The 16337-nt window shown below is 62.8% G+C and carries 14 protein-coding genes; 12 read left to right on the top strand and 2 right to left on the bottom strand.

Translation table 11 applies throughout. From position 1 onward, the window contains the following. Positions 1–41: 41 nt before the first annotated feature. The 12 genes from fleN (at position 42) to J7573_RS12290 (ending at position 10566) form a co-directional block, all read left to right on the top strand. A complete protein-coding gene (gene fleN, locus J7573_RS12345; protein WP_054884183.1) occupies positions 42–875 on the top strand; it encodes a flagellar synthesis regulator FleN in 834 nt (277 codons plus the stop codon). Beyond that, positions 872–1612, top strand: a complete 741-nt coding sequence (fliA, locus tag J7573_RS12340; protein WP_103446502.1) for an RNA polymerase sigma factor FliA — start codon at positions 872–874, stop codon at positions 1610–1612. The genes fleN and fliA overlap by 4 nt, the downstream gene beginning before the upstream one ends. A 106-nt stretch (positions 1613–1718) precedes the next feature. After that, positions 1719–2093, top strand: a complete 375-nt coding sequence (locus tag J7573_RS12335) for a chemotaxis response regulator CheY (protein ID WP_103446503.1) — start codon at positions 1719–1721, stop codon at positions 2091–2093. 18 nt (positions 2094–2111) lie between these two features. Next, the gene (locus J7573_RS12330; protein WP_294335103.1) at positions 2112–2900 is read left to right on the top strand and encodes a protein phosphatase CheZ; all 789 of its coding nucleotides are present in this window, start codon (positions 2112–2114) and stop codon (positions 2898–2900) included. 12 nt (positions 2901–2912) lie between these two features. Further along, complete coding sequence (locus J7573_RS12325) at positions 2913–5132, top strand: chemotaxis protein CheA (RefSeq protein ID WP_294335101.1); 2220 nt, start codon at positions 2913–2915, stop codon at positions 5130–5132. A 48-nt stretch (positions 5133–5180) separates the two neighbouring features. Then, positions 5181–6305, top strand: coding sequence for a chemotaxis response regulator protein-glutamate methylesterase (locus J7573_RS12320; RefSeq protein ID WP_294335100.1), 1125 nt, complete (start codon positions 5181–5183; stop codon positions 6303–6305). Further along, complete coding sequence (locus J7573_RS12315) at positions 6305–7045, top strand: flagellar motor protein (protein WP_103446507.1); 741 nt, start codon at positions 6305–6307, stop codon at positions 7043–7045. Before J7573_RS12320 ends, J7573_RS12315 begins: the two co-directional genes overlap by 1 nt. A 3-nt stretch (positions 7046–7048) precedes the next feature. Next, complete coding sequence (motD, locus tag J7573_RS12310; protein ID WP_294335096.1) at positions 7049–7906, top strand: flagellar motor protein MotD; 858 nt, start codon at positions 7049–7051, stop codon at positions 7904–7906. Positions 7907–7973: 67 nt separating this feature from the next. Next, complete coding sequence (locus tag J7573_RS12305; RefSeq protein WP_294335094.1) at positions 7974–8765, top strand: ParA family protein; 792 nt, start codon at positions 7974–7976, stop codon at positions 8763–8765. After that, positions 8762–9646 (top strand): chemotaxis protein CheW, encoded by an 885-nt coding sequence (locus tag J7573_RS12300; protein WP_294335093.1) that lies wholly within the window; start codon positions 8762–8764, stop codon positions 9644–9646. Before J7573_RS12305 ends, J7573_RS12300 begins: the two co-directional genes overlap by 4 nt. Before the next feature lie 43 nt (positions 9647–9689). Further along, entirely contained in the window at positions 9690–10169 is a 480-nt protein-coding gene (locus J7573_RS12295; protein ID WP_016393802.1) for a chemotaxis protein CheW, read from the top strand. A 1-nt stretch (position 10170) separates the two neighbouring features. Continuing rightward, positions 10171–10566 (top strand): DUF2802 domain-containing protein, encoded by a 396-nt coding sequence (locus J7573_RS12290; protein WP_294335078.1) that lies wholly within the window; start codon positions 10171–10173, stop codon positions 10564–10566. Between the two features lie 60 nt (positions 10567–10626). On the opposite strand, the gene J7573_RS12285 is transcribed toward J7573_RS12290, so the two are convergent. Next, complete coding sequence (locus J7573_RS12285) at positions 10627–13476, bottom strand: DUF6543 domain-containing protein (RefSeq protein ID WP_294335077.1); 2850 nt, start codon at positions 13474–13476, stop codon at positions 10627–10629. A 72-nt stretch (positions 13477–13548) separates the two neighbouring features. After that, positions 13549–16305: a DUF6543 domain-containing protein gene (locus tag J7573_RS12280; RefSeq protein WP_294335075.1), complete on the bottom strand. Its 2757-nt coding sequence runs from the start codon at positions 16303–16305 to the stop codon at positions 13549–13551. Positions 16306–16337 lie beyond the last annotated feature (32 nt).

Raw genomic sequence — 16337 nt, 5'->3', positions numbered from 1 at the left:
CGTGTGGCTTGGGTCCAAGCGAGACAAGGTAAACAACGAACATGGGTAGCATGCATCCCGTACAGGTGATCGCCGTCACCGGTGGCAAAGGTGGCGTCGGCAAGACTAACGTTTCAGTGAACCTGTCCCTGGCGCTGGCCGAACTCGGCCGCCGGGTGATGTTGCTGGACGCCGACCTTGGCCTGGCCAACGTCGACGTATTGCTGGGCCTCACCCCGAAGCGCACCCTGGCCGATGTCATCGAAGGGCGCTGCGAGCTGCGTGATGTGCTGTTGCAGGGGCCTGGCGGTGTGCGCATCGTGCCGGCCGCCTCCGGCACCCAGAGCATGGTGCACCTGGCCCCGGCCCAGCATGCCGGGCTGATCCAGGCCTTCAGCGAGATCGGCGACAACCTCGATGTGCTGGTGATCGACACCGCTGCGGGTATTGGTGACTCGGTAGTCAGCTTCGTGCGCGCGGCCCAGGAAGTGCTGCTGGTGGTGTGCGACGAGCCGACCTCGATCACCGATGCCTACGCGCTGATCAAGCTGCTCAACCGCGACTACGGCATGAACCGTTTCCGCGTGCTGGCCAACATGGCGCAGAGCCCGCAGGAAGGGCGCAACCTGTTCGCCAAGTTGACCAAGGTCACCGATCGCTTCCTTGACGTCGCGCTGCAATACGTCGGCGCCGTGCCGTATGACGAGAGCGTGCGCAAGGCGGTGCAGAAACAGCGCGCGGTCTACGAGGCCTTCCCGCGCTCCAAGTGTGCCCTGGCCTTCAAGGCCATCGCGCAGAAGGTCGACAGCTGGCCGCTGCCGGCCAACCCGCGCGGGCACCTTGAGTTCTTTGTCGAGCGCCTGGTGCAACCCACCAGCGCAGGACCCGTGCTATGAACGCGAGCGGCTTCAAGATGTACAGCAAGGCGTCGAAAGACGCCCAGTTCGAGCTGGTGGAGCGCTACGCGCCGCTGGTCAAGCGTATCGCCTACCACTTGTTGGCACGCTTGCCGGCCAACGTCCAGGTCGAGGATCTGATCCAGGCCGGCATGATCGGCCTGCTGGAAGTGGCCAACAAGTACGACGCCAGCAAGGGCGCCAGCTTCGAAACCTACGCCGGCATCCGCATCCGCGGGGCGATGCTCGACGAGGTCCGCAAGGGCGATTGGGCACCGCGTTCGGTGCACCGCAATACGCGCATGGTCAGTGATGCGATGCGCGCCGTGGAAGCAAGAACTGGCCGCGACGCTAAAGATCATGAAGTTGCTGCCGAACTCCAATTGAGTCTCGATGATTACTACGGGATCTTGAACGATACCTTGGGGAGCCGCCTGTTCAGTTTCGACGACCTGTTGCAGGACGGCGAGCACGAAGGGCTGCACGAGGACGGCGCCAGTGGCCAGGTCGAGCCGTCGCGCGATCTGGAGGACGAGCGCTTCCAGGCTGCCCTGACCGATGCGATCGCCAACCTGCCGGAGCGTGAGCGCCTGGTACTGGCGCTGTACTACGACGAAGAGCTGAACCTCAAGGAAATCGGTGAGGTGCTGGGGGTCAGCGAATCGCGTGTCAGCCAGTTGCACAGCCAGTGTGCCGCGCGCCTGCGCAGCCGCCTGGGGGAGTGGCGGGCGCGTTGAGCCCGGGGTCGTTGCAGTCGTTTTCCATGTTGTACCGAATTGAATGAATGCGCGCTCGGGGGCCGAGCGCGTTTGAGACTGCTTGGAGGTCTACTTGAACAAAGACATGAAAATCCTCATCGTTGACGACTTTTCGACGATGCGGCGGATCATCAAGAACCTGTTGCGTGACCTGGGCTTCACCAACACCGATGAAGCCGATGACGGCACCACCGCGCTGCCGATGCTTGAAAGCGGCCATTACGACTTCCTGGTGACCGACTGGAACATGCCTGGCATGTCCGGTATCGACCTGCTGCGCAAGGTCCGTGCCCACGATCGCCTGAAAACCATGCCGGTGCTGATGGTGACCGCCGAAGCCAAGCGCGACCAGATCATCGAAGCGGCCCAGGCCGGCGTCAATGGTTACGTGGTCAAGCCGTTCACCGCCCAGGTGCTCAAAGAAAAGATCGAGAAGATCTTCGAACGCGTCAACGGCTGAGTCACGTCAGGGGGCGCCATGGAATCAACACAGACGTCTTTGGGGGAGTTCGAGTCGACCCTGAAGAAACATGCCCAGGAGCTGGTCGAGAGCCTGGAACGGGGGCGTTTCGGCGATGCGGTGCAGCTGATTCATCAGCTCAACCAGACCCGCGACCGTGGCCTGTACCAGGAAGTCGGCAAGCTTACCCGTGAGCTGCACAGTGCGATCGTCAGCTTCCAGATCGACCCGCGCATGCCGCAGGCCGAGGAAGTCTCGCAGATTACCGATGCCACCGAGCGCCTGTCCTACGTGGTCAAGCTCACCGAGGGTGCCGCCAACCGCACCATGGACCTGGTGGAGGAGAGCACCCCGGTGCTCAACGAGCTGGCAGCCGAGGCGCAAGGCCTGAGCGTCGACTGGCAGCGCTTCATGCGCCGTGAAGTCGCAGCGCCGGAGTTCCGCGAGCTGGTCAGGCGCGTCGACAGTTTCCTGACGCACAGCGCCGAGGGCAACCGCAAGGTCGCCGGCCACCTCAACGACATTCTGCTGGCCCAGGACTATCAGGACCTGACTGGCCAGGTGATCAAGCGCGTGACCGCGCTGGTCACCGAAGTGGAAAGCAATCTGCTCAAGCTCGTGCTGATGGCCAGTCAGGTCGACCGGTTTGCCGGTATCGAACACGACCACCAGCAGCTGCGCGCTGAAAAAGATGAAGAAAAACATCCGACTCGGGGTGAAGGTCCGCAGATTCATGCCGATAAGCGTGAAGACGTTGTGTCCGGTCAGGACGACGTCGACGATCTGCTGTCCAGCCTGGGTTTTTAAGGAGCACGTTTAATGAGCTTCGGCGCCGATGAAGAAATCCTTCAGGATTTCCTGGTAGAAGCCGGCGAAATTCTTGAGCAACTGTCCGAGCAACTGGTCGAGCTGGAAAGCCGGCCCGACGATGCCGACCTGCTCAATGCGATCTTTCGCGGTTTCCACACTGTAAAAGGGGGCGCCGGCTTCCTTCAGCTGAACGAGCTGGTGGAGTGCTGCCACATCGCCGAGAACGTGTTCGACATCCTGCGCAAAGGTGAGCGCCGGGTCGACGCGGAACTGATGGATGTGGTGCTCGAAGCACTGGACACAGTCAACAGCATGTTCGGCCAGGTGCGCGAGCGCAGCGAAGTGACCCCGGCCACGCCGGAGCTGCTGGCGGCCCTGTCGCGCCTGGCGGAGCCTGCCAGCGCCGACGCCCCGGCACCTGTGGTCGAGGTTGCGCCGGAGCCGGTGGCCGCCGAGGCGGATATCACCGACACCGAGTTCGAACAGCTGCTCGACTCGCTCGACGCGGTCAAGGCCGAAGCGGCCGCTGCCGAAGAGCAGATGCAGGGCGAGGCCCTGGGCGGCGCGGGTGACGACATCACCGATGCCGAGTTTGAATCGCTGCTCGACCAGTTGCATGGCAAGGGCCAGTTCTCGCCCGAAGTCGCCGCTGCCGAAGCGGTGGTCGATGCCAGTGCGCCGGTGAGCGACGAGATCACCGACGAAGAATTCGAGTCGTTGTTGGACCAGTTGCACGGCAAGGGCACCTTCCAGGCCGATGCCTTGCCAGCTGCCACTGCTGCAGTGGAGCGCGTTGTTGCGCCCGGCAGCGGCGACGAGATCACCGAGCATGAGTTCGAAGCCTTGCTCGACCAGTTGCACGGCAAGGGCAAGTTCACCGGTGAAACCGTTGCTGCCGAAGCGCCTGTCGCCGTGGCAGCGCCGGTTGCGGCCGTGGCTGAAAGCAAACCGGTCGCCAAGCCTGCTGCAGCCCCGGCTGCCGCTGCACCTGCTGCCGCCGCCAAGCCGGCCGCGCCAGCCCGCAGCCCGGCTCCGGCCGCGGAAAAGCCTGCCAGCGAAGCGGAAACCACGGTGCGTGTCGACACTGCGCGCCTGGACGAGATCATGAACATGGTCGGCGAACTGGTGCTGGTGCGTAACCGCCTGGTGCGCCTGGGCCTGAACAGCGGTGACGAGGCCATGTCCAAGGCCGTGTCCAACCTCGACGTGGTCACCGCCGACTTGCAGACCGCGGTGATGAAGACCCGCATGCAGCCGATCAAGAAGGTCTTCGGGCGCTTCCCGCGCCTGGTCCGCGACCTGGCTCGGCAACTGAAGAAAGAGATCAACCTGGAGCTGGTCGGCGAAGAAACCGACCTCGACAAGAACCTGGTCGAGGCCCTGGCCGACCCGTTGGTGCACCTGGTGCGCAACGCCGTCGACCACGGTGTCGAGATGCCGGACGAGCGTGAAGCCTCTGGCAAGGCCCGGACCGGCCGCGTGGTGCTGTCGGCCGAGCAGGAAGGCGACCACATCCTGCTGTCGATCTCCGACGACGGCAAGGGCATGGACCCGAACATCCTGCGCGCCAAGGCCGTGGAAAAAGGCCTGATGGACAAGGACGCGGCCGATCGCCTGAGCGAGTCGGACTGCTACAACCTGATCTTCGCCCCGGGCTTCTCGACCAAGACCGAGATTTCCGACGTGTCCGGCCGCGGTGTCGGCATGGACGTGGTGAAGACCAAGATTTCCCAGCTCAACGGCTCGATCAACATCTTCTCGGCCAAGGGCCAGGGCTCGAAGATCGTCATCAAGGTGCCGCTGACCCTGGCGATCATGCCGACCCTGATGGTGATGCTGGGCAACCAGGCGTTCGCCTTCCCGCTGGTCAACGTCAACGAGATCTTCCACCTCGACCTGTCGCGCACCAACGTGGTCGACGGTCAGGAAGTGGTGATCGTGCGCGACAAGGCGCTGCCGCTGTTCTACCTCAAGCGCTGGCTGGTTCAGGGCCAGGTGCATGAGGAGCAGCGCGAGGGCCATGTGGTGATCCTCTCGGTCGGCACCCAGCGTATCGGCTTCGTGGTCGACCAGTTGGTGGGCCAGGAAGAGGTGGTGATCAAGCCGCTGGGCAAGATGCTGCAGGGCACCCCGGGCATGTCCGGCGCCACCATCACTGGTGACGGCCGCATCGCGCTGATTCTCGACGTGCCGAGCATGCTCAAGCGTTACGCGGCACGGCGTATCTGATTTTCGGCGGCGCGCCCTGGCGGGTGGCGCCGCCTATATGGAGTGTTTATGGCAGTCAAGGTCCTGGTGGTGGATGATTCCGGTTTCTTCCGCCGCCGCGTTTCGGAAATCCTCTCGGCGGACCCGACGATCCAGGTGGTCGGCACCGCGACCAACGGCAGGGAAGCGATCGACCAGGCACTGGCGCTCAAACCCGATGTCATCACCATGGACTACGAAATGCCCATGATGGATGGCATCACCGCCGTGCGGCACATCATGCAGCGCTGCCCGACGCCAGTATTGATGTTCTCCTCGCTGACCCATGAAGGCGCCCGCGTCACCCTCGACGCGCTGGATGCCGGTGCGGTGGATTACCTGCCGAAGAACTTCGAAGACATCTCGCGCAACCCGGAGAAGGTCAAGCAGCTGCTGTGCGAGAAGGTGCATACCATCTCACGCAGCAACCGCCGTTTCGGCGGCTACACCAGCCACGCGCCGGTCAGCGCACCTGCACCGGCCGCCAGCCATGCACCCGCCAGCAGCCTGGCCAGCGCCGCGCCGGTCCGTCCTGCCGCGCCTGCCCGTGCGGCGGCGCCGGCAGCGGCGCATGCCCCGGCTCCCAAGCGCAAGCCTTACAAGCTGGTGGCGATCGGTACCTCCACCGGCGGCCCGGTGGCCCTGCAGCGGGTGCTGACCCAGTTGCCGGCGAACTTCCCGGCGCCGATCGTGCTGATCCAGCACATGCCCGCCGCGTTCACCAAGGCATTCGCCGAACGCCTCGACAAGCTGTGCAAGATCAGCGTCAAGGAAGCCGAGGACGGCGATATGCTGCGCCCGGGCCTGGCGCTGCTGGCCCCGGGTGGCAAGCAGATGATGATCGACGGCCGTGGCACGGTGAAGATCCTGCCGGGCGACGAGCGCCTGAACTACAAGCCGTGCGTGGACATCACCTTCGGTTCGGCGGCCAAGTCCTATGGCGATAAGGTGCTGTCGGTGGTGCTCACCGGCATGGGCGCCGATGGTCGCGAAGGCGCGCGCCTGCTCAAGCAGGGTGGCAGTACCGTGTGGGCCCAGGATGAGGCCAGCTGTGTGATCTACGGCATGCCCATGGCCATCGTCAAAGCCAACCTGGCGGACGCGGTGTACAGCCTGGATGAAATCGGCAAACACCTGGTCGAGGCTTGTGTCTGATGGATGTGCTCAGCCTGATTGGCCTGATCCTGGCGTTCGTCGCCATCGTCGGTGGCAACTTCCTTGAAGGTGGCCACGTCGGTGCCTTGCTCAATGGCCCGGCGGGCCTGATCGTGCTCGGTGGCACCCTGGCAGCGGCACTGCTGCAGTCGCCGCTGTCGGCGTTCAAGCGCGCGTTGCAGATCCTGCGCTGGATCTTCTTCCCGCCGCGGGTCGACCTGGCCGGTGGTATCGACCGGGTGGTCAACTGGAGCCTGACGGCGCGCAAGGAAGGCCTGCTCGGCCTGGAAGGGGTGGCCGATGCCGAACCCGACCCTTACGCCCGCAAGGGCCTGCAACTGCTGGTCGATGGTGCGGAGCCGGAATCGATCCGCAGCATCCTCGAAGTCGACTTCCTGACCCAGGAAAGCCGTGACATCCAGGCCGCCAAGGTGTTCGAGAGCATGGGCGGCTACGCCCCGACCATCGGTATCATCGGTGCGGTCATGGGCCTGATCCACGTCATGGGCAACCTGGCCGACCCGTCGCAACTGGGCAACGGCATTGCCGTGGCCTTCGTCGCCACCATCTATGGCGTGGCCAGTGCCAACTTGATCCTGCTGCCGATCGCCAACAAGCTCAAGGCCATCGTCATGCGCCAGTCGCGCTACCGCGAGATGCTGCTCGAAGGCCTGCTGTCGATCGCCGAGGGCGAGAACCCGCGCTCGATCGAGTTGAAGCTGCAAGGCTTCATGGAGTAAGCCATGCGCCGTCGCCGTCATACCGAGGAGCACGAGAATCACGAACGCTGGCTGGTGTCGTACGCCGACTTCATCACCTTGCTGTTCGCCTTCTTCGTGGTCATGTATTCGATCTCCTCGATCAACGAGGGCAAGTACAAGGTCATCTCGCAAGCGCTGCTCGGGGTGTTCAACGACCCTGAGCGGAGCATGAAGCCGATCCCGATCGGCGATGAGCAGCCGCTCAGCGTGAAACCCGCAGAACCCTTGATCAAGGACAGCGAGCAGACCGATGCGGGCCTGGCGCAGACCAACGTCGACCCGCTGAAGACCATCAGCGACGACGTGCGCGATGCCTTCGGCGACCTGATCAAGTCCGACCAGATGACCGTGCGCGGCAACGAGCTGTGGGTGGAAATCGAGCTCAACTCGTCCTTGCTATTCGGCAGTGGCGATGCCATGCCCAGTGACCAGGCGTTCGCCATCATCGAGAAAGTCGGCAACATCCTCAAACCGTTCGCCAACCCGGTGCACGTCGAGGGCTTCACCGACAACCTGCCGATCCGCACGGCGCAGTACCCGACCAACTGGGAACTGTCGGCGGCGCGGGCGGCGAGCATCGTGCGCCTGCTGGCGATGGAAGGGGTCAACCCGGCGCGCATGGCCTCGGTGGGTTACGGCGAGTACCAGCCGGTGGCCAGCAATGACACCGCCGAAGGGCGTGCGCGCAATCGCCGGGTCGTGCTGGTGATTTCCCGCAACCTCGAAGTACGCCGCAGCCTGACCGGTTCGGGCAGTGCCAATGCGACCCCGGACGCAGCGTTGCGCCGTGCTGGCACACAAAGTGCACCGCCAGCCCCAGCAGCGACGATGGCCAAGTGAGCCGTCAATTCTCCGTCACCGCATGCCCTGTGGCAGCCGGCGGCACCCATGAAGCAAGAGTTGTCCTATGAGAGTCTGGGCAGTAGCCAATCAAAAAGGTGGCGTTGGCAAGACCACGACCACCATCGCCCTGGCCGGCCTGCTGGCCGAGGCGGGCAAGCGTGTGGTCGTCGTCGACCTCGACCCGCATGGCTCCATGACCAGCTATTTCGGGCACAACCCGGATGCCCTGGAGCACAGCTGCTACGACCTGTTCCTGCACAAGGGCAGCGTGCCCGAAGGCCTGCCGGGGCAGTTGTTGCTGCCCACCAGCGATGAGCGTATCTCGCTGCTGCCGTCGAGTACCGCATTGGCCGTGCTGGAGCGTCAGTCGCCGGGGCAGAGTGGCCTGGGCCTGGTGATCGCCAAGAGTCTGGCGCAGTTATGGCAGGATTTCGATTTCGCCCTGATCGACAGCCCGCCATTGCTCGGCGTGCTGATGGTCAATGCCCTGGCTGCCAGCCAGCAGCTGGTGATACCGGTGCAGACAGAATTCCTCGCGGTGAAAGGCCTGGAGCGCATGATCGGCACCTTGGCCATGGTCAACCGCTCGCGCAAGCAAGCGCTGCCTTACCAGATCGTGCCGACCTTGTTCGACCGCCGTACGCAAGCTTCTTTGGGCACCCTCAAGGTGCTGCGAGATACCTATGAACACCAGGTGTGGCAGGGCTACATCCCGGTCGACACACGCCTGCGCGATGCCAGCCGCAATGGCGTCACGCCGTCGCAGTTCGATGGCAAGAGCCGCGGGGTGATCGCCTACCGGGCATTGCTCAAGCACATGCTCACCTACAAGCCGGTTGCGCAGGTGGTTTCATGAACCGGCCTGTCGGTACCAATCCACAACTGGCCCTGCAGTCGTACCTCGATGGGCTGTTGCAGGAGGCCACCGAGGCCGAGGATATCCTCGACCTGCCAGCGCCGGCTGAAGCGCTCGGGGCCAATGATGAGTTCGCCGCTGCCGTGCGCGAAGAGCAGGTGCGGGACGCTCGCCAGCCAACACCCGCAGCCAGGCCTTTTGCCGAGCCGCAGGTAAAGGTGCTGCCAGCCGTGCTGCCGGTCGAGCAGCCGGTGGTGGCGGTGGTCGAGACTGAAGTGGTGGCTGAGGCCAGTATCCCGGTGCTGACCGAAGTGCCGGCGCCGGAGCCGGTTGCCCCCTTGGTGGACGTGCACCTGCCAGCGGCAGGCATGGCCGACACGCCGGCCCCGCCGGCCAGCGTCGACGGCCGCCCGGCCTGGGCCGCAGAACCGTTCGAGTGCCTGCTGTTCGACGTCGCCGGGCTGACCCTGGCGGTGCCGCTGGTTTGCCTGGGCTCGATCTACAGCCTGGAAGGCCAGGAGCTGACACCGCTGTTCGGCCAGCCAGACTGGTTCCTGGGCATCCTGACCTGCCAGGCCGGCAACCTCAAGGTGCTGGATACCGCGCGCTGGGTCATGCCCGACCGTTACCGCGACGACTTCCGCCAGGGCCTGAATTACGTGATTTCCGTGCAGGGCTACGAATGGGGCCTGGCGGTGCATCAGGTCAGCCGCTCGCTGCGCCTGGACCCCGCCGAGATCAAGTGGCGCAGCCAGCGTGGCCAGCGTCCCTGGTTGGCCGGCACGGTCATCGAACACATGTGTGCACTGCTCGACGTTGCCGAACTGGCCGAGTTGATCGCCAGCGGCGCGGTCAAGCAGTTGCATGCCAAACAGAAATGACACCGAACACAACCGCCAACAGCGGATTTAGAGGGCTAGGGGAATGAAAAAGTCGTCTGCGCAAGGTTCTGAAGATCCGATCCTGCAGTGGGTAACCTTCCGTCTGGACAACGAGTCCTACGGCATCAACGTCATGCAGGTGCAGGAAGTGCTGCGCTACACCGAGATCGCTCCGGTGCCGGGCGCGCCAAGCTACGTGCTGGGCATCATCAACCTGCGCGGCAACGTGGTGACGGTGATCGACACCCGCCAGCGCTTCGGGCTGATGCCGTCGGACGTGACCGACAACACCCGTATCGTCATCATCGAGGCTGACAAGCAAGTGGTCGGCATCCTGGTCGATAGCGTTGCCGAGGTGGTGTACCTGCGTCAGTCGGAAATCGAAACGGCGCCGAACGTGGGTAACGAAGAGTCGGCCAAGTTCATCCAGGGCGTGTGCAACAAGAACGGCGAACTGCTGATCCTGGTCGAGCTGGACAAGATGATGACCGAGGAAGAGTGGTCCGAGCTGGAGAACATCTGAGTTGATCTTCGAGGTGGCGGTAATCTTCCTGGCGCTGCTGTGGGCCCTGAGCCTGTGGTTCTTCCTCAACTACAGCAAGCGCCAGCGCGAACTGGCGGCGCAGCAGGCCGAGGGCGACGCCCTGCGCGACCAGCGCATCAAGGACCTGGCCAAGCGCCTGGATGACTACCAGAACGGCACCGTGCGCATGGGTGAAGCCCTCCATGAACTGCGCGCGACCGTGGCACCGCTGCCGGAGAAGCTCCAGCAGCTGGAGCAGCGCGACCCCAACAGCGTGACCTTTACCCAGGCCGCCAAGCTGGTGGGCATGGGCGCCAGCGTGGCGGAGCTCACCGAAACCTGCGGCCTGACCCAGGCCGAGGCGGAGTTGATGAGCAAGCTGCATCGCGGCGAATGAAATTCAAAGGGCGCCTGCGGGCGCCCTTTGATTTTCTGGCCCAGTGCGCGACGCACTACGTCAATGATTCAGGTTGCGCCAACCGAACCCGTTATTGACGCGCACTACCCGTGAAACACGGAACAGTGACTGGAGCGTGTTCTGCAACTCTTCGGTCGAAACAGGGTGCAGGTCGGCCCCCAGCAGCGTGGGCGGGTTCAGCAAGGGGCAACTGAACAGCTTGTAGATCTTTTTCATCTGCCGCAGTGCAGGCAGGCTATGGTCCACGGCCTGATTGAACATGCCAATGCCGGTGAGCTCGCTCAGGGCTTTGGCATAGGTTGCATACTTGGGGGCATGAGCGCTTTTGCCCGGCCAGTGGCTGTTCTGTGTGAAAAAACCAGGCCGTGTATCCAGCTGAAGGTCCATGTTGCGAATCACATTCAGCAGTGTCGGGTTGCCGGGATGGCTGCCGATCACGCTGGTGTTGTATTGCTGGTGCACCCCTTTGAACGGGTTCGATGTAGGCTGCTCCAGCAATAGCCCGTCGAGCGTGGTCCGCAGGGGTATGTTGCCTATCCATTCACTGGGTGAGGCTTCATTGCTGATGCCTGCCGCTGAAGGGTGAGCCGACGGGGCCAGCAGGTCGTTGCCAATGTCCATGTACAAGCCGCCATTTTGATGCAACGCATGGTACTTCAGCATGTCGGTGGCGGCGGTCAGGTGGGATGAGCCCCGCGCAGGGCCTTCCATGGCAGCATCGTAGAAGCGCCTGGTGTATCCCATGTTGGCGAAAAAGCCTTGTTGCTCAAGCGGGAGTACCTGCAGGTTGGGTGCGGCAACCGCCAAGGCACGGGCATTCTGGTTGAACGCTGCGGCGTTTTGTTCGGAAAGATAGAGGCAATGGCCATAACCCGCGTCCCTGAGCAGCCTGGAATTGCGGGCGATGCGTGTGAGCATGCCAGGTGCAAGGAGATCGTCGTTGACCCACAGGAACATCACGCGCCTGGGAATATCTATCTGGTTTACCTCAGGCACCCTTGGTATTTCGATGGGCAGGCTTATTTCTATGCCGAGGGTGCGCAGCGTGCTTTCGCGCATGGCGTCCGTTACCACACGTGGGCCGTTGATTTCTGGCAGGTAGACACTCAAGCGGGAATTCTCGGCGATGTAGCGTTCGGGCGAGTGTTGTTCAAGGTCACTTGTTTTTACAAAGGCGTCCGTTTCGAGCTCATACACCCACTGCGTTACCGGATTGCTTGTATTCACGAGGGTATCCATGCCCGCGTGGGTGGTCTGGCGGCTGATCAGCATCTGGCGAGCAGGTGCCGGCAGTGGCTCGACCGGGACCGGTTGCTCAAAGAACTTCTCGAAGTTGGCTCCGACCCATCGCGACCTGGGTGCCCGTATCGGGCTGAGCGGGTAGCCGATCTGTCCATTGACCCTGCCAGGGGCGACGAATCCATCGAATTGTGTCCGGAATACCTTCTTGCCGGCGGACCACACCTTGTCAGCCAACGGCAGGGCACACAGTGCTCCAAACGCGACGTTCAGGGCACCATCGGCTTTTTCCTGAAGATTCTTGCCATTGATGACTTCATCCAGGCCCAGGCCGAGCTGGGCGATTCCGCCAATGGCAACCACCCATCCCAGGCCAGGCACCACCAAGGTTAACGGTGCAAGCAGAGTCATCGTCTGATTCAGGTAGCCTCGCCATCTGGCCTTGATTACATCGCTGTTGGTCGTGATGATGAACCGGGCATCTTCATAGCTTCGTTGGCGTAACCGCGAGGTGATGTGGCTGAACAGGCCGTCGGTTATCAGCGGGCTGTATTCGTCGACCTTGTGATTGATGTACTGCGTTGACCAGCCGCTGGCCGGGATGACCAGGTTGTTGACATACAGGAAGCGCGGCCCCTGGTAACTGGCCAGCCCTTTGAGGGTATCCTCCAGCCCTGTGTAGCCGAGCCCGGTTGAAAAGTCCTGGAGGCGAAAGTGCGTCAGCAATGACTTACGCTTTTCGCTGTCCTTGCACTGTTGCACCAGCCAGGCTTTCATCGCGCTGGCGTTCTCGAACTCGTGCAAAGGCGACGAATTGCCGGGAACGTACAGCAAGGTCAGCCCTGAGTTTCGATCCGTAAGGCACGGGATATCAGTGGCTACATAGCCGTAGATGTTGAGCATGCGTGCTTCTACGGTGTCAGCGTGCTTTGTCGAGGCTTCATCATCATGTGCGATGCCAATAGCGCGCCAGGCCAGGTCGCAACCTGCTTCGCTCAGACTGCCTTCCTCGACCTGCTTGTTGCAGGCCGCGAGAAAATTCACCTGGGACAGCGTCGCGTAATCGTCGAACTTGTGTTGCCAGTAGTCGTCGAGTCTGGCGATGTACTCATCGTGCAGATCCAGTTCCCAGATGAACGTTTGAAATGCTCGCGTGTCGGTGGAGATCTGAGTTTGCTGGGTATACCGCATGGGCTGCGTCTTGCGGAACACGCCTTGATAGACGGCGTAATCATCCAGCGTGCCGAACAGACCGCCCTCTGGGAGCTCATCGACGATCTGCACGTTCCCTTGGGCAAACGCCCTGGCCCAGCTCTCCTGAGGCAGGCTCCAGTCGCGCAGGAGCCCGAGAAAGTCGAGCACAGCATAGGTACTCAGCGCAATGTGCTGCAGGTTGTCGGGTTGTTCTTGCCACTTTGACAGCACCGCCTGGCCGAGGGGTATCTGCTCGACGACCTTGGCAATCCAGCCTCCCTCAGGGTTGGGCTTGTAATGCAAGGTCACCGCCAAGGCGGTGTCGGGATCGAAGTCCGAGCCCTGGGTCTTGGCCCACTCCCGTATTCGTTCGATGCTGAGCCGATCGGGGCGCGGGATCTGGGTGAGGTGATCGAGTGCGTGCTGGATCCCGGAGGGGTGCAATTGAGTCGTCATATGCTGACCTGCCATTGTCGTGGGGCCTGCATGATGGACGCAGGCCCGACGCCGCAAGGGGTATGTATGTACTCAGGTCGTGACCCAGGAATGGTTGCCGCCGACCTTGACCAGGCGGTTCAGTGGTAGCAGGTTGTGCAATGCCTGTTGGTAGTGGTCGAGGGTGACGAACTGCCAGGAGTGGATGCGCGGCATGTTGTACAGGTTCATGATCTGGCGCAGGGTGCGCAGAGCCGGCAGGCGTTGATCGACAACATGGGTGAGCAGGTCAGGCCCTGTCAGGTAGCTCAGGCGCCTGGCGTAGCGATAGAAGCCTGCAGGGTCTTCGGCCAGGCTCGGCTTGCTGTCGTAGAAATCCCGATTGGCCTGGTAACGGGCGAGCATTTCCTCGGAAATTGCCTCGAGTGTGGGGTTGCCTGCATGGCTGCCGATCACGCTGGTGTTGTAGAGGCAGTTCATGCTCATTTTCTCGTTGGACATCGGGGGCGGCAGCAGCAGGCCATCCGGGGCGGTGAGCAGTGCAAGCTGGTCAAGCGCTTCACCAGGGCTGCCGACGGGGTGCCCGTCGACCACCAGGGGCGGTTCGCCCTCTGCCAGCAGGTAGTCGTCCACATCCATGTACAGCCCACCTTCATGGTGCAGCATGGGGTAGCGCAGGACGTCGGAAGCTGAGGCGAAGTTGCACGCCACTCCGCCGTTCCCGTCCAGCGCAGCCTGGTACTGGGCGTAGTATCGGCTTTGCTGGAAGGTGCGGAAGAAGGTCTGCTCTTCCAACGGCAGCACCTGCAGGCCCGGGGCCTGCTCGGCGAGGAGACGCAGGTTTTCGGCATAGGCCGATGGCGACTCAGCGGAAAGAAACAAACGGACAACATAGGCGCTGTCGTTGGTGCGCGTGGCATTGCTCGCCAGGTTGGCGATGAGCGACGGGCTGATCACCTTGTCGCCAACCCAAAGGCAGGAGATCGTTTTTGGGATTGCCTGGCTGCTCTCGTCCGGCACCAGAGGAAAATCCACCGGCAGTGGCAAGTCGACGCCCAGAGCCCGAAGGGTGCGCATGCGGGTGGCGTTGCTGACTTCCCGACCGGTACCTGCCGGCACCAGATCGTGGCTGCCAGGGCGGGCGATGTAGGCAATCGAGTCGACTTCATTGAGTGCGTATTCATGAATGAAGGCGTCTCGCTCCATGTCGTAGACGACGCGTGCGTTGTAGGTATCGATACGTGCGTCGAGGTTATCGGGTGTGCCATCGTAGCGAGGCACCCGTATCACCGAGTCGGCCACGGCCTGGTCGCCTTCCGGCAATGGCGGGATGGGGTCAGGGATATGGAAGTACGGCGCGATATCGACATCGGGCAGGTGCGGCGGTGAAAGCGGGCTGAGCGGGTAACCGAGCTGATCGTTGATGCGGCTTGGCACTACGAAACGGTCGCTCTTGCTTTCGAACAGCACCTTGCTGCGGGCAACCCCGTGCACGATCAGCGGCACGGCATTGAGCAGGCCCCAGGCGATGTCGGCCACGCCGTCTTGCCTGTCTTGCAAGCCCTTGCCATTGATCGCCTGGTCCAGCCCAAGGCCGAGCTGGGCGATACCACCGAGCGCCAGCAGCGGTGCCAGGCCGGGTATCACAAGACTCAGCGGCGCTAGTAGGTTGAGCGTGGTGTTCAGGTAGGCGCGCCAACTTGCCTTGGTGACGTCACTGTCGGTGGTGATGATGAAGTCGACATCATCGTAGCTGCGCTGGCGCTGCCGTTCAGCCAGGGCCTGGAACAGGTCGCCAGTGATTCTGGGGTTGTACTTGCCAGGCCGATAGTTCACATAGTCGCGGGGCGACCAGGTGCCATCGTCGTTGAAAAAGCCGTGTTGCGGCGGCAAACGATGCCTGCGGGGATATTCGCCCAAACCTTCCAGGGCGGTATCAAGGCCACTGAAGTCTAGGCCCTGGGGGCCGTCGGCCAGTCTGAAGTGCTGCCTGAGGGCCTGGCGGCTGGCGGGTGCCTTGCATTGTTGGCCAACCCAGTCCTTGAGTAGCGTCTCGCTGGCGAACTCCAACAGCGGAGCGCTGTTGCCTGGGGCGTAGAGCAGGGTGAGATCGGTACTGGCGTCGTTGATGTACAACAGGTCGGTTGCGGCGTAGCCATAGATGCTCAGCGTGCTCAGGCGCAGGCCTTGGCCGCGCGGCAGCAGGTCGGCGGCACGCCAGGCCAGGTGGCGTCCGGCATCGCTGAGGCTGCCTTGTGCGACCTGAAGGTTGCAGGCGGCGACGAAATTGAGCTTGCTGGACAGCCGATAGCTCTCCAGATGGTCACGCCAATAGGCGTCGAGCATGGCTTTGAACGGCGCATGGAAGTCCAGTTGCTCGATGAATTGCTGAAAGGCCTCGGCGGCTATTGGCAGCTGCGTGGAGGTGTCGTAACGGGCCGGTTCGCTGCGGCGGAAGAGGCCGTTGAACACGCTGTAGGCAGCACCATAGTGGTTGAGCTCAGGTGCGGGCAGGGTTTCGACAAGGCGAATGGGGCCGTCAGGCAGGGTGCCTGCCCAAGGGGTTCCGAACAGCCCTCCGAACAGATCGTTGTTCGATTCGCCCTGCCAGTTGGCCAGCAGTGCCTGCGCAAGGCTCTGACGCTGGACGACGGCGGCCAGGTGGCTGCCCTCGCCATCGCTGCGATAGTGCAGCGTGACCACATCGATCTGTTCCGGGTCCAGGTCGATGCCGTGTGGCACGAGCCATTGGCGGATCAGTCGGTTGGCTTCGCGGTCCGGGCGTGGGACGTTGCCTAGATGATCGCGCACGTACTGCACGCCGAGGGCGTTGATGTTGCTCGTGGACATGGTGCTCATCCTGCACTGAGTGGGGGCGGCGA

It is taken from the genome of Pseudomonas sp. (assembly GCF_017744435.1).
Lineage (GTDB): Bacteria > Pseudomonadota > Gammaproteobacteria > Pseudomonadales > Pseudomonadaceae > Aquipseudomonas.
Note: the sequence above shows the minus strand (reverse complement) of the source record. Positions and strands in the feature narration are given on the sequence as shown.

Coding starts and splice junctions, on each gene's coding strand:
- fleN (WP_054884183.1), top strand. CDS start 42: ATGGGTAGCATGCATCCCGTACAGGTGATCGCCGTCACCGGTGGCAAA.
- fliA (WP_103446502.1), top strand. CDS start 872: ATGAACGCGAGCGGCTTCAAGATGTACAGCAAGGCGTCGAAAGACGCC.
- J7573_RS12335 (WP_103446503.1), top strand. CDS start 1,719: ATGAAAATCCTCATCGTTGACGACTTTTCGACGATGCGGCGGATCATC.
- J7573_RS12330 (WP_294335103.1), top strand. CDS start 2,112: ATGGAATCAACACAGACGTCTTTGGGGGAGTTCGAGTCGACCCTGAAG.
- J7573_RS12325 (WP_294335101.1), top strand. CDS start 2,913: ATGAGCTTCGGCGCCGATGAAGAAATCCTTCAGGATTTCCTGGTAGAA.
- J7573_RS12320 (WP_294335100.1), top strand. CDS start 5,181: ATGGCAGTCAAGGTCCTGGTGGTGGATGATTCCGGTTTCTTCCGCCGC.
- J7573_RS12315 (WP_103446507.1), top strand. CDS start 6,305: ATGGATGTGCTCAGCCTGATTGGCCTGATCCTGGCGTTCGTCGCCATC.
- motD (WP_294335096.1), top strand. CDS start 7,049: ATGCGCCGTCGCCGTCATACCGAGGAGCACGAGAATCACGAACGCTGG.
- J7573_RS12305 (WP_294335094.1), top strand. CDS start 7,974: ATGAGAGTCTGGGCAGTAGCCAATCAAAAAGGTGGCGTTGGCAAGACC.
- J7573_RS12300 (WP_294335093.1), top strand. CDS start 8,762: ATGAACCGGCCTGTCGGTACCAATCCACAACTGGCCCTGCAGTCGTAC.
- J7573_RS12295 (WP_016393802.1), top strand. CDS start 9,690: ATGAAAAAGTCGTCTGCGCAAGGTTCTGAAGATCCGATCCTGCAGTGG.
- J7573_RS12285 (WP_294335077.1), bottom strand. CDS start 13,476: ATGACGACTCAATTGCACCCCTCCGGGATCCAGCACGCACTCGATCAC.
- J7573_RS12280 (WP_294335075.1), bottom strand. CDS start 16,305: ATGTCCACGAGCAACATCAACGCCCTCGGCGTGCAGTACGTGCGCGAT.